Annotated in this window: 10 protein-coding genes; 8 read left to right on the top strand and 2 right to left on the bottom strand. The window is 68.7% G+C overall.

What is annotated here, in order from left to right:
• Window positions 1–8 precede the first annotated feature (8 nt).
• On the bottom strand, window positions 9–980 hold the full coding sequence (locus FOC84_RS22520) for a Bug family tripartite tricarboxylate transporter substrate binding protein (RefSeq protein ID WP_173146390.1): 972 nt from the start codon (window positions 978–980) through the stop codon (window positions 9–11).
• A 130-nt stretch (window positions 981–1,110) separates the two neighbouring features.
• On the opposite strand from FOC84_RS22520, the gene FOC84_RS22515 reads away from it, so the two are divergent.
• From FOC84_RS22515 to FOC84_RS22485, 7 genes are all read left to right on the top strand, one after another.
• Window positions 1,111–2,055: a LysR family transcriptional regulator gene (locus FOC84_RS22515; RefSeq protein WP_173146389.1), complete on the top strand. Its 945-nt coding sequence runs from the start codon at window positions 1,111–1,113 to the stop codon at window positions 2,053–2,055.
• A gap of 124 nt (window positions 2,056–2,179) precedes the next feature.
• Window positions 2,180–4,255, top strand: coding sequence for a hydantoinase/oxoprolinase family protein (locus FOC84_RS22510; RefSeq protein ID WP_173146388.1), 2,076 nt, complete (start codon window positions 2,180–2,182; stop codon window positions 4,253–4,255).
• Between the two features lie 10 nt (window positions 4,256–4,265).
• Entirely contained in the window at window positions 4,266–6,002 is a 1,737-nt protein-coding gene (locus tag FOC84_RS22505) for a hydantoinase B/oxoprolinase family protein (protein ID WP_173146387.1), read from the top strand.
• On the top strand, window positions 5,999–7,684 hold the full coding sequence (locus FOC84_RS22500) for a thiamine pyrophosphate-dependent enzyme (protein WP_173146386.1): 1,686 nt from the start codon (window positions 5,999–6,001) through the stop codon (window positions 7,682–7,684). The genes FOC84_RS22505 and FOC84_RS22500 overlap by 4 nt, the downstream gene beginning before the upstream one ends.
• The gene (locus FOC84_RS22495) at window positions 7,681–7,983 is read left to right on the top strand and encodes a (2Fe-2S)-binding protein (protein ID WP_173146385.1); all 303 of its coding nucleotides are present in this window, start codon (window positions 7,681–7,683) and stop codon (window positions 7,981–7,983) included. Before FOC84_RS22500 ends, FOC84_RS22495 begins: the two co-directional genes overlap by 4 nt.
• Entirely contained in the window at window positions 7,974–9,362 is a 1,389-nt protein-coding gene (locus FOC84_RS22490) for an NAD(P)/FAD-dependent oxidoreductase (RefSeq protein ID WP_173146384.1), read from the top strand. Before FOC84_RS22495 ends, FOC84_RS22490 begins: the two co-directional genes overlap by 10 nt.
• Complete coding sequence (locus FOC84_RS22485; RefSeq protein ID WP_173146383.1) at window positions 9,359–10,471, top strand: NAD(P)/FAD-dependent oxidoreductase; 1,113 nt, start codon at window positions 9,359–9,361, stop codon at window positions 10,469–10,471. Before FOC84_RS22490 ends, FOC84_RS22485 begins: the two co-directional genes overlap by 4 nt.
• A gap of 30 nt (window positions 10,472–10,501) precedes the next feature.
• Here FOC84_RS22485 and FOC84_RS22480 read toward each other — a convergent pair whose 3' ends face one another.
• Window positions 10,502–11,263 (bottom strand): IclR family transcriptional regulator, encoded by a 762-nt coding sequence (locus FOC84_RS22480; protein WP_254241746.1) that lies wholly within the window; start codon window positions 11,261–11,263, stop codon window positions 10,502–10,504.
• Between the two features lie 175 nt (window positions 11,264–11,438).
• On the opposite strand from FOC84_RS22480, the gene FOC84_RS22475 reads away from it, so the two are divergent.
• Window positions 11,439–12,782: an NAD(P)/FAD-dependent oxidoreductase gene (locus FOC84_RS22475; protein WP_254241745.1), complete on the top strand. Its 1,344-nt coding sequence runs from the start codon at window positions 11,439–11,441 to the stop codon at window positions 12,780–12,782.
• The last annotated feature ends 16 nt before the right edge of the window (window positions 12,783–12,798 follow it).

Genomic DNA, 12,798 nt, shown 5'->3' with positions numbered 1-12,798 from the left:
CATTGCCGTCACATCGGCTGCAGGTCGACCTCTTTGGCGATCTTGCCAAAGGTCTCCAGGTCGCTCTTCACGCGCGCCGTGGTTTCGGCCGGCGTGGACACGCGCGGAATCATCGCCAGGTCCAGCAGGCGCTGCTTCATTTCCGGCTTGGCGAACTCGCGCGCCAGGGCCTGCTGGATCTTGTCGACGATCTCGTCCGGCGTGCCCTTGGGCGCGGCCAGGCCGAACCAGGCGACCGCGGAGAACCCGGGGAGGCCGGCTTCGGGCGCGGTGGGCACGTCGGGCAAGGCCGCCACGCGTTCCGGGTTGGTGACGAACAAGGGCCGCACCTTGCCCGCCTTGATGAAGGGCGTCTGCACGCCGGTGTTGTCCAGCACGGCGTCGATGTGGCCGCCCAGCAGGTCGTTCATGGCCGGGCTGCTGCCCTTGTAGGGCACGATGTTGACCTGCATGCCGGCGGCGCGCGCGAACATGAGCTGGGTCAGGTGCTGCTGGGTGCCCAGGCCGGCATTGCCGAAGGTGATCTTGTTCGGGTTCTTGCGGCCGTAGTCGATGAATTCCTTGAGGTTCTTGGCCGGGAATTCATTGTTCGTGACCACCACGAAAGGCAGGTCGACCAGCACCGTGATCTGCTTGAAGTCTTCCAGCGGCTGGTAGCGCAGCTTGTAGACGTAGGGGTTGACGGCCATGGTGCCGCTGGCGGTCAGCGCCAGCGTGTAGCCGTCGGGCTCGGCGCGCGAGACGAACTCGGTGCCCAGCACGCCGCCCGCGCCCGGTTTGGCCTCGACGATGGCCGGCTTGCCCAGCTCGGTCTGCAGGGCCTGCGCCGCGAGGCGCGCCATCATGTCGGCGGATCCTCCCGTCGCGTAGGGCAGGACGATCGTGATCGGCTTGCTGGGATAGGTGTCCGCGGCCATCGCGGGCGCGGCGATCCCGGCCGCCAGACAGGCAGCGGCCAGAGTTTTCAGATGCTTGACCATCAATGACTTCCCCTTGTGGTGTATCGACTGCGCTTGCACCCGGGGAAGATTAAGCGCTCCCGTGTTATATGGCTAATCAACAATTAAAATAGATCTCTATCACCAACATTGATAATGATCTGAGACTGCGATGCTGACCTCGATGGACCTGAACCTGTTGCGCATCTTCGATGCGGTCATGACCGAACGCAACGTCACGCGCGCGGCCTCGGCGCTGCACATGACGCAGCCCGCGGTCAGCAATGCCATCAACCGGCTGCGCCTGACCCTGAAGGATCCGCTGTTCGTGAAGATCCAGGGCGGCGTGCTGCCCACGCAGCGCGCCGAACTCCTGTGGCCGCCGATCCGCGACGCGCTGGCCCGCATCGCGGACACGCTGGAACGCAACGATTTCGACCCGGCGCGCTCCGAGGCCGTGTTCCGCATGGCCATGTCCGACTACGTGGCGGACCAGGTCATCCGGCCGCTGTTCGTGGAGCAGCAGACGGTGGCGCCCAACGTCCGCATCCATCTGCATCCCTACTCGCTGGACAACGCCGGCGTGCTGTTGGAGAAAGGCGAAGTCGACATGGCGGCCGGCGTGTATTCGAACTTCGGCTCGTCCCTGCGCACCCTGCCCCTGGAAACGCTGACCTACGTCTGCGCCATGCGCAAGGGACACCCGCTGCTGGCGCAGCCGCGCTTCACGCTGGACAGTTTCCTGCGCGCGCGGCACCTGATGGTCAGCCTGCTGGGCACGCCCACCTTGATCGACCATGAACTCGCGCCCCACGGCTACAAGCGCAATGTCGTGCTCACCATCAACCAGTTCGCGCTGGCTCCGCGCCTGCTGGCCGAGACCGACCTGATCTGCGTGGTGCCCATGAACACCGTGCGCAACAGTCCCTACAGCCATCTGCTGGAAGCCGTCGAGGCGCCCTTTCCCTTCGCCCAGCGCACCGTCAACCTGATCTGGCACGAACGCTCGGACAACATCCCGGCGCATCGCTGGCTGCGCGAGGAGATCCTGAAGGTTTGCCAGGCCCAGGGCATGGTGTTCGACCAGGCTCCGCCGGCGGAGTCGCATTCGTACTAGCAAATCATTCACACCAGTGATAATCATTAATACCAATCTTTGATTGGACCGAATGATGGTGCATCAATAGCATTCTGGTCATCCCACTCCCGGCGCCTTGCGCGCCAGCATCCTGGAGACCAGCGTGACCCAGACCGCATCCGCCCCGGGCGCCCGCCGTTTTCGCGTCGGCTTCGACGTAGGCGGCACGTTCACCGATTTCACCCTGCTCGCCGAGCACACCGGTGAACTGCATTACTTCAAGGTGCCTTCGACACCGCACGATCCGTCCGAGGCCATCCAGACAGGCCTGGCCCACCTGATACGCGAACACGAGATCGGCGGCGCCGAACTGGCGCACGTGGGGCACGGCACCACCGTGGCCACCAACATGGTCATCGAGCGCAGGGGCTCGCGCTGTGCGCTGGTCACCACCCGCGGCTTTCGCGACGTGCTGGAAATCGGCCGGCAGACGCGCCCTCACCTGTATGACTACAACGTGACCAAGCCGCAGCCCCTAGCGCCGCGCGAGTGGCGTTTCGAAGTGACCGAGCGCATCGGCGCCGACGGTTCCGTGCTGCAGGCGCTGGACGAGGACGAGGTGGTGGCCGCGGCGTGCGAGCTGGCCGCGGCCCGCGTCGAATCCGTCGCCATCTGCTTCATGCACAGCTACCGCAACGATGCGCACGAACGCCGCACCCGCGACATCCTGGCCGAACACCTGCCGGGCGTGTACCTGAGCGTGTCCAGCGAGATCCTGCCGGAGTTCCGCGAATACGAACGCATGTCCACCACCGCGCTCAATGCCTATGTCGGCCCGCGCATGGCCGGCTACATGCGCAACTTGGTGAGTTCGGTGCGCGCCATGGGCGTCGCGGCCGAGCCGACCACGGTGCACTCCAACGGCGGCCTGATGTCGGTGGAGTCCGTGCTGACGGCGCCCGTGCGCACCTGCGTGTCGGGCCCGGCCGCCGGCGTGATCGGCGCAACCGAGCTGGGCCGCGTGGCCGGCCTGCCCAATCTGATCACCTTCGATGTGGGCGGCACCAGCACCGACGTGTCGCTGGTGGCCGAGCTGCGGCCGCTGTTCACCTCCAGCCGCCTGGTGGCCGACTATCCGGTCAAGACCCAGATGGTGGACGTGCACGTCATCGGCGCGGGCGGCGGCAGCATCGCGCGCATCGACGACGCGGGCGCGCTGAAGGTCGGCCCGCAGAGCGCGGGCGCGGTGCCCGGCCCCATCGCCTACAACCGCGGCGGCCAGGTCGTGACCATCACCGACGCCCACGTCGTGCTGGGCCGCCTGAACCCGGTCGCGCTGCTGGAAGGCCGCATGGCCGTGCATGCACGCCAGGCGCGCGAGGCGCTGGAAGCGCAGATCGCCCGCCCGCTGGGGTTGAGCATCGAGGAAGCCGCCTACGGCATCCTGCGCATCGCGAACTCCAACATGGCGCGCGCGGTGCGCGCGGTCTCCACCGAACGCGGACATGACATCCGCAAGTTCGCGCTGTGCGCCTTCGGCGGCGCCGGCGGTCTGCACGCCGCCGAACTGGCGCGGGACTGCGGCATCGGCACCCTGCTGATTCCGCAGGAGCCCGGCACCATGTGTGCGCGCGGCATCCTGCTGTCCGACATCTCCATGGACTTCGTGCAGACGCTGATGGCCCACGCCACGGCCGGCGGCTGGACCGCCGTGCAACAGGCGTTGGAGACCCTGGCCGGCAAGGCGCGGACCTGGCTATCCAGCGAAGGCGTTAACGACTCGGAACAACGTTTTTCCGCCGTGATCGACGCGCGCTATCAGGGCCAGAACTTCGAGATCGCCGTGCCGCTGGACGGCATGAAGCTGATGCCGCTGGACGAATTCGTCGCGGCCTTCAGCGCGGCCCATGTGCGCGAATACGGTTACGACGCCGCCGGCCGTCCGGTGGAGATCGTCAATTGCCGCGTGCGCGCCACCGGCCTGGTGCCGCGCGCGCCGCTGGCCCGGGTAGCGGGCGGCTCCAGCCTGGCCGGCGCCCTCAAGGAACGCCGCAATGTGTATTTCGAGGGAAACGGCTGGGTGGATACGCCCATCCTGCGCCGCGCCCTGCTGCCGGTGGGAACCCCCATCGAAGGGCCAGCCGTGATCGAGGAAATGAGTTCGACCACTGTCGTGCTGCCGGGCCAGCAGGCGTGTGCCGACGAATACGGCAACCTCGTCGTCAACCTCAACAGCTAAGGCGCACGCCATGACCAACCGATCGACTTCCGCTGCAGACACGGACACCTTCGACCCCATCGAAATGGAGGTCTTCAGCAACCGCCTGCTGTCCATCACCGAAGAAATGGGCAACACGCTGATCCGTTCGTCCTTTTCCACCAACATCAAGGAACGCAAGGATTGCTCCGTGGCGCTGTTCGACGCTGCCGGCCGCCTGGTGGCGCAGGCGGCCCACGTGCCGGTGCACCTGGGATCGCTGTCCGGCGGCATAGACGCCGTGCTGCGGCGCTATGGCGCGGCCGGCGTGCGCCCGGGCGACGCCTTCCTGTGCAACGACGCCTATCTGGCGGGCGGCACGCATGCGCCCGACATCACCGTCATCACCCCCATCTTCCACGAAGGCTTGCTGCGCTTCTTCGCGGCCAACATCGGCCACCATACCGACGTGGGCGGCGCCGTTCCCGGTTCGACCTCGCACCACCTGAAGACGGTGTGGGAGGAAGGCATCCGGCTGCCGGCCATGCGCATCGTGCGCGAGGGCGAGCTGGACATGGACCTGCTGGAGATGATCGCGCACAACACGCGCGAACCGGACAACCGGATGCACGACATCCGCGCCCAGATCGCCACCAACGACAAGGGCGCCAGGCTGATGCTGGAACTGGTGCAGCAGTCCGGCCTGGAGACCGTGCTGTCCGCCATCGACAGCATCATGCTGTACACCGAACGGCGCCTGCGCAACCGCATCGCGCAACTGCCCGCCGGCACCTATACCTTCACCGAGCGCATGGACGACGACGGCATGGGCGGCGACCCGGTCACCATCCAGGCCCACGTGCAGGCGCGCGACGGCCAGCTCCACGTGGATTTCACGGGCACCAGCAAGCAGGCGCGCGGCGCCTTCAACCTGCCCGCCAGCGCGCTTAACGCCAGCGTCTACTTCGCCGTGAAAGCCATGCTCGACCCGGAGCTCATGCCCAACAACGGCCTGTTCCAGCCCATCACCATCACCGCTCCCGCAGGCACGATCACCAACCCGCGCTTTCCGGCGGCGGTGGGCGCGCGCGTCACCACCGCGCAACGGGTAGCCGGCACCGTCATCGGCGCGCTGGGCCAGCTGCTGCCGCCCGACCGCGCCATGGCCTCGTGCAACGACGTCATGCCCTCCATGCTGTTCTCCGTGCCCATGCAGGACGGCAAGGGCACCTTCGTCTACCTGGAAACGCTGGGCGGCGGCGCGGGCGGACGCGCGCAAGGCGACGGCATGGACGGTATCCAGGTGCACGTGACCAATACCTCCAACCTGCCCGCGGAAGCGCTGGAGATCGAGTATCCGCTGCTGGTCGAGGAATACGCGCTGGTCAACGACAGCGGCGGCGCGGGCCGCCACCGCGGCGGCATGGGCATCGCGCGCCAGATCCGTTCGCTGCATGATCAATTGATCTGCACCATACGCTGCGACGCCGCGCTGTTCGGCGCCGCCGGCCTGAATGGCGGCCTGACGGGAGGCACCTCGCGCGTGGTGCAGAATCCCGGCCGCGCGGACGAGCAGCGCCTGCCCAACAAGATCGCCGGCCACCTCTTGGCCGGCGGCCAGTCCGTGCGCCTGGAAACGCCCGGAGGCGGTGGCTACGGCGCACCCGCGGACCGTAGCGCGGCCGCCATCCGCAACGACGTGCTGGGCGGCAAGGTCAGCCGGGCCGCGGCCGAACGCGATTACGGCGCGGAACGTGTCGCGCTTGCGCTGCAGGGAGACGCGGCATGAACGCGCCAGCCCCTGGCGCCCGCAGCGGCGGCGAACTGCTGATCGCGCAGTTGCAGGCCTATGGCGTGGAGCGCGTGTTCATGGTGCCGGGCGAGAGTTTCCTGCCCTGCATCGACGCGCTTTACGCCCGGCGCGACACCATCGAAGCGGTGGTCTGCCGCCAGGAAGGCGGCGCCGCCTACATGGCCGAGGCGCACGGCAAGCTGACCGGCCAGCCTGGCATCTGCTTCGTCTCCCGCGGTCCGGGCGCGACCAATGCGGCAATCGGCGTGCACACGGCAAAGGAAGACTCCACGCCCATGATCCTGTTCATCGGCCAGGTCGGCGGCGATACCGCCGACCGCCAGTGCTTCCAGGAAGTGGATTACCGCGCCATGTACGCGCCGCTGGCGAAATGGGTCGCGCAGATCGAGCGGGCCGACCGCATCCCCGAATACCTGGCGCGCGCCTGGGCGATCGCCACGGGCGGCCGACCAGGGCCCGTGGTCCTCTCCCTGCCCGAAGACATGCTGTCCAGCCTCGCCGACGCGGCGTTGGCGGCAGCGCCGCAGCCGCCCTGCGCCCGTCCGGCCGACGCCGACATGCTGCGCCTGCGCGAACTGCTGGAAGCGGCAGAGCGGCCCTTGCTGCTGCTGGGCGGGTCGCGCTGGTCAGCAGCCGCGCGCGAGGCCGTGCGCGACTTCGCGCTGCGCTTCGACCTGCCCGTGGCCACCGCCTGGCGCCGCCTGGAACTGTTCGACAACGGCCATCCCAACTTCGTGGGCCAGGTCAGCGCCAGCATGCCTGCCCACCAGAAGCGCGCCGTGATGGACAGCGACCTGGTGATCGCGCTGGGCACGCGCCTGTGCGAGCCGACGACCATCAACTACGAATGGCTGGCCTCGCCCACGCCGCGCCAGACCCTGGTCCACATCCATCCGGACGCCAACGAAATCGGGCGGTTGTGCACCCCGGCGCTGGGCATGATCGCAAGCGTGGACGGCTTCGCGCAGGCCGTTGCCGGCCTGGCGCCGACGCCGGGCTGGCAGCCTCGCCGCCGCGGCGCAGGCGCAGTGGCCGCGGCGCCTGCGCTGCCGCCCACGCCCGGCGCGCTGGACCTGAACGCGGCGGCGCGCCACGTCGCCGCCACCTTGCCCCGGCGCTCGTGCGTCACCGTCGGCGCGGGCAACTATGCGCTCTACGCTCACCGGCATATCGCCTTCAAGGGGCCGGGCAGCCAGCTCGCGCCCGCTGTCGGCGCCATGGGCTACGGCCTGCCCGCGGCCATCGCGGCCAAGCTGCGCGACCGCGAGGCGGCCGTGGTCTGCTTCGCGGGCGACGGCTGTTTCCAAATGACCATGCAGGAACTGGCCACCGCGGTCCAGTACCGGCTGGGCATCGTGGTGCTGGTCTTCAACAACGGCCTGTTCGGCACCATCCGCCTGCATCAGGAGCGCGCCTATCCTGGACGCGCCCTGGCGACGGATCTGGTCAACCCCGATTTCGCGCGGTTGGCGCAAAGCTACGGCGGCTACGGCGCCGCGGTCGAGTGCACGGAGGACTTCGCGCCGGCTTACGACGCCGCACTGGCATATGCGCGGGAGCATCGCTTGCCTGCCATCGTGGAGCTGCGCTACGACGCCGACATCATTCTGCCGGACCGCACCCTGTCGCAGCTGCGCCGCGCGGAGACCGCCGCATGAAGCCGCTGCTGCGCCGCGTGTCGGCGCCCACGTCGGCACCGCTGCGCCTGACCTGGAACGGCCTGCCGCTGCAGGCCCATGAAGGCGACACCGTGCTGACGGCGCTGCTGCTGGCCGCGCAGCAACTGCGCGTCACGCTGGGCGAAGGCGCGCCGCGCGCCGGCTTCTGCCTGATGGGCGCCTGCCAGGATTGCTGGGTGCAGACGGCGGACGGCGCGCGCCTGCGCGCCTGTTCCACCCAGGCCGAAGACGGCATGGAGCTGGTCAGCGCCCAGCCCGGAGAACTCTCATGCAGATGAATCCGCCCGGCGCCGAGAACGCGCCGCGCATGGTGGTGGTGGGCGCCGGCCCCGCGGGCGTGCGCGCCGCGCAGACGCTGCTGCGCCACGGCGTGCGTCCTGTGATCGTGGACGAAGCCGCCTTGCCCGGCGGCCAGATCTATCGCCAGGGCGCAACGCCGCGCGGCACCGCGCGGCAGCGCTATGGCTTCGAATGGAAGCGTGCGCAAGCCATCCACGCAGCGGGCGCGGACCTTGCCGCCCGCGCCGACTACCGTGCAGCAAGCGCGGTGTGGAACGCCGCGCCGGGCAGCCTGGACCTGATCCGCGACGGCGAGCTGGAAACCCTGCCTTACTCCCGCCTGCTGCTCGCCACCGGCGCCACCGACCGCGTGCTGCCCTTCCCGGGCTGGACCCTGCCCGGCGTCTACTCGCTGGGCGGCGCGCAGATCGCGCTGAAAAGCCAGGGTTGCACGTTCGGGCCGCGCATCGTGTTCGCCGGCACCGGTCCCCTGCTCTATCTGGTCGCCTACCAGTATGCGCGCGCCGGCGCCCAGGTACAGGCCGTGCTGGATTGCGCGCCCCTGGGCGGACAGGCCCGCGCCACGCCGGCCCTGCTGAGCCAACCAGGCATGCTGGCCAAGGGCCTGTACTACCTGGGGTGGCTGCGCGCCCACGGCGTGCCCGTGCATCATGACGCGCGGCTGGACGCAGCGCAGGGCGCAAGCCGCATCCAGAGCGTGCTCGCGGCCCTGGACGGAAAAAATCGCTCCATTGCCTGTGACGCGCTGGCGGTGGGCCATGGCCTGCGCGCGGAAACCCAGCTGGCCGACCTGCTGGACTGCGGCTTCGGCTTCGATGCGGCCCAGCGCGCCTGGCTGCCGCGCCGCGATCCCGACGGCCGCAGTTCAACGGCCGGCGTCTACCTGGCCGGCGACGGCGCGGGCATAGGCGGCGCCGTCCTGGCCGAGCTTGCGGGCGAACGCGCCGCGCTGGCCATGCTGGCCGACAGCGGCATCGCGGTCAGCCCCGCCAGGGTGCAGTGGCTGGCCCGCCGCCAAGCCCGATGGGGGCGGTTCCGGCGCGGCCTGGACCGGGCCTTTCCCCTGCCCGGCGCGGGCGCAGCCTGCGACGACTCGGTCATGGTCTGCCGCTGCGAGGAAGTGCGCGCCGGCACCTTGCGCGCCGCGGCCACGCAATACGCCATCGACGATCTCAACCGCTTGAAAGCGCTGACGCGCATCGGCATGGGACTGTGCCAGGGCCGCATGTGCCAGGCGGGTGCGGCCGAACTGCTGGCCGACTGCCGTGGACTGGCCTTGGCGGACATAGGCCGCCTGCGGGGCCAGGCGCCGGTCAAGCCCCTGAATCTGGCCATGCTGGGCAAGGTGGAACCATGAGCCTGCTGCACACGGAAGTCGCCATCATCGGCGCCGGCCTGGTGGGCGCCAGTGCCGCCCTGGCGCTGCGCCGCATGGGCGTCGCCACGGCGCTGATCGACGGCGGCGCAAGCGGCGCGCGCGCCAGCGGCGTCAACTTCGGCGGCGTGCGCCGGCAGGGCCGTTCGATCGAACAGCTTTATCTGGCGCAGCGTGCGCACGGCATCTGGTCGCGCCTGCCGGAACTCATCGGCACCGATGCCGAATACGTGCGCAGCGGCCACCTGAAACTGGCACGATCCGAGTCCGATCTGGAAAAGCTCCGCGCCTACCGCGACAAGGTCAGCGACTTCGACCTGGGCCTGGAGCTCATCGACGCAGCCGAGCTGCGCCGCCGTTTTCCCGCGCTGGATTCCGGCATTGCCGGCGGCTCGCTATGTCCGGAAGACGGCCAGGCCAATCCGCGCCTGGTCGCACCCGCATTCGCCCATGCCGCCACGCGCGCCGGCGCCAGTCTGCTCGAACACTGCGCCATCACGCAGGCCGACACCCTGGGCGGCGACTTCCTGCTGACCGCCGCCGACGGCCGGCGCATACGCGCCGCCACGGTCATCAATGCGGCGGGCGCCTGGGGCGCGGCGGTGGCCCGCTGGTTCGGCGACGACCTGCCCTTGCAGGTCAAGTATCCCACCATGCTGGTCACCGAGCCGCTCACGCCCCAGATCGGCGTGTCGCTGGGTATCGAAGGCGGCGGCTTCTATGCCCGCCAGGTCGCGCGCGGCAACATCGTCATGGGCGGCGGCTACGGCGCAGCCCTGCCCGGAGACCGCAGCCGCCCGGGGCGCGCAGCGCTCGCCGAACTCGGCCGCACCGCTCCGTCCGTTCTGCCCGCCCTGGCCTGCGCCAGCGTGATCCGCTGCTGGTCCGGCATCGAAGGCTACTTCGCCGACAAGAATCCCATCATCGGCTTCAGCCCGCGGACGCCGCACCTGTTGCATGCCTTCGGCTTCTCGGGCGGCGGCTTTCAGATCGCGCCGGCGGTGGGCGAAGTCGTCGCCGAAATGGCGACGGGACGCGGCGGCTTGATGCTGGCGGAAAAGTTCTCGGCCAGCCGCTGGGACGCCGCTTAGCCGCGCCGCGGTTGGCGCGGCCGATCTGCATCAACTGCGCTTGCTGATCGCTCGTGCCGCCCTGATCACCAGCGGCCCCAATTCCTGCCGCGCACGCTCCAGCGACCAGCGCGGTTTGGGCACGGAGATGTTGAGCGCGCCCAGGGGATTGCCATTGTCGTCATGAATGACCGCCGCCACATTCAAGTCCCCGGCGTAGAACTCTTCATCGGCGTAGGCGTACTGGTCGCGCCTGGCCTCTTCGATCAAGGCACGCAGCTCGCCGATATCGGTGGTGGTGCGCGGCGTGTGCTTGACGCAGGTGATGCTGCGCAACTTGAGTTCCAGTTCGTCGGGCGGCAGCAACGCCCATAGCGCGCGCCCCGACGCGGTCGCCACACACGGTATCTGCGTGCCTACCGGCAGGTATTCGGGAATATGCCTGGCCGGCGCGACACGCATGACGAACACCATGTTGTCGCCATCGGGCACGGCAAGGTTGACGATTTCCCCGCACTCCTGGTTGACCTGGTGCAGCACCGCATGCGCATGCTGGAACAGGGGCTGCCGGTAGAGATAGCTGTAGCCCAGCCCGACAGCCTTGACCGTCATGCTGTAGCGCTTGCTGCGCGGATCTTTGGACAAGTAGCCGGTTTTCTCCAGCGTGTAAGCCACGCGCTGCGCCGAGCCGATGGTGATGCCGTTCTCCCGGGCCATCTCCTGCAAGCTCAAGGAGACATGGCCGCGGAAGGACTCCAGCACGGCCAGCCCTTTTTCCAGCGACTGGATCATCAAGGCGGAGGGTTCAGACATACGGATTCCGTGTGTAGGGCGGGGAGGGAATTTTGTCCGCAAAAAGCCGGAAAGCAAGCCGGCCTAGGGAAACCCTTACGTTGTGGTCAGGCACGGCCAGCAGTATAAAAACAAACAATTTATCGGTATACGTATATTATTATCGAATAGCGATAATTAAACAAATCGGGCTGCCATGCAAGCATATCCACCCCATGACCCAGCACACGCCGCCGCCCCGCGCGCGGCAAGCGTTGCGGCAGGGACCGCCGCCTCGGACTCGGCGTTGCCGGCCGCCGTCGACGTCGCCATCGTTGGCGGCGGAATCATCGGCATCAGCACTGCCTATGCGCTCGCGCGCGCCGGGCTGCGGGTCGCCGTGTTCGAAAAAGGCGCGCTGGCCTGCGAGCAATCGTCGCGCAACTGGGGCTGGGTGCGCACGCTGGGGCGCGACCTGCCTGAAGTGCCCCTGGCCCAGCGCGCCAACCAGCTATGGGAAGAAATCCAGGACAGGGTGGACGTGGGTTTCCGCCGTAGCGGCATGTTCTACCTGCAGGAAAACGATGCGGACGCTGCGGGCCATCAGGCCTGGATCGACGGCGCGCGCGCCCATGGCGTGGATGCCCGCCTGCTGGATAACCGCCTGGTGCGCAAAATGCTGCCGCCGACCGGCCGCGCCTGGACCGGCGCTATGTACAGCCCCACGGACGGCGTCGCCGAACCGCAGCTGGCGACCCGAGGCATCGCTTCCCTGGCCCGCGCCGCGGGCGCGCAAGTCCTGGAAGGCTGCGCCGTGCGGGGCGTGGAACGCAGCGCGGGCCGCGTATCCGCCCTGCTCACCGAGCGCGGCCGCGTCGCCGCCCAGGCGGTACTGGTCGCGGCCGGCGCCTGGTCGCGGCTGTTCTGCGGCAACCTGGGCGCCAACTTCCCGCAATTGAAGGTGCGCGGATCGGTGCTGCGCACGACCCCGCTCGATACCGGCCCGCTGGCTGCCATCAATGGCAAGGACTTTACCTGCCGCAAGCGCGCCGACGGCGGCTACTCGGTATCGCAGTTCGGCGCATCGATGGCCGACATGGTGCCCGACACCTTCCGCCTCATGCCTCATTTCTTCAATGCATGGCGGGCCAACAGCAGCTTCGTGCGCCTGCGTTTCGGCAAGCGCTTCTTCGAAGAGCTGAAGATCCCGCGCCATTTTCCGGCCGACCGCGTATCGCCCTTCGAACGGCATCGCGTGCTGGATCCGTCGCCGTCCAGACGCGGCGTGGAGCAGGCCTGGCGCAGGCTGGTCCAGGCCTTTCCCGCTTTCCGCGAAGCGCGCATCGCGCAGTCCTGGGCGGGCTACATCGACGTCACGCCGGACGCGATGCCCGTGATGGACGCGGTCCCCGGCCTGCCCGGGCTCTTCCTTGCATCCGGCTTTTCGGGCCACGGTTTCGGCATCGGCCCGGCAGCGGGCGAGGCCATGGCGCAGTTGATCCAGGGCCAGACGCCGACCATCGATCTGCACCCGTTCCGCTATGGCCGCTACGGCACCTGACGGGCGCGCGTCTTCG

The sequence above is a fragment of the Achromobacter pestifer genome (assembly GCF_013267355.1).
Taxonomy (GTDB): domain Bacteria; phylum Pseudomonadota; class Gammaproteobacteria; order Burkholderiales; family Burkholderiaceae_B; genus Achromobacter; species Achromobacter pestifer_A.
This window is presented reverse-complemented; position numbering and strand designations above follow the sequence as displayed.

Coding starts and splice junctions, on each gene's coding strand:
- FOC84_RS22520 (WP_173146390.1), bottom strand. CDS start 980: ATGGTCAAGCATCTGAAAACTCTGGCCGCTGCCTGTCTGGCGGCCGGG.
- FOC84_RS22515 (WP_173146389.1), top strand. CDS start 1,111: ATGCTGACCTCGATGGACCTGAACCTGTTGCGCATCTTCGATGCGGTC.
- FOC84_RS22505 (WP_173146387.1), top strand. CDS start 4,266: ATGACCAACCGATCGACTTCCGCTGCAGACACGGACACCTTCGACCCC.
- FOC84_RS22500 (WP_173146386.1), top strand. CDS start 5,999: ATGAACGCGCCAGCCCCTGGCGCCCGCAGCGGCGGCGAACTGCTGATC.
- FOC84_RS22495 (WP_173146385.1), top strand. CDS start 7,681: ATGAAGCCGCTGCTGCGCCGCGTGTCGGCGCCCACGTCGGCACCGCTG.
- FOC84_RS22490 (WP_173146384.1), top strand. CDS start 7,974: ATGCAGATGAATCCGCCCGGCGCCGAGAACGCGCCGCGCATGGTGGTG.
- FOC84_RS22485 (WP_173146383.1), top strand. CDS start 9,359: ATGAGCCTGCTGCACACGGAAGTCGCCATCATCGGCGCCGGCCTGGTG.
- FOC84_RS22480 (WP_254241746.1), bottom strand. CDS start 11,263: ATGTCTGAACCCTCCGCCTTGATGATCCAGTCGCTGGAAAAAGGGCTG.
- FOC84_RS22475 (WP_254241745.1), top strand. CDS start 11,439: ATGCAAGCATATCCACCCCATGACCCAGCACACGCCGCCGCCCCGCGC.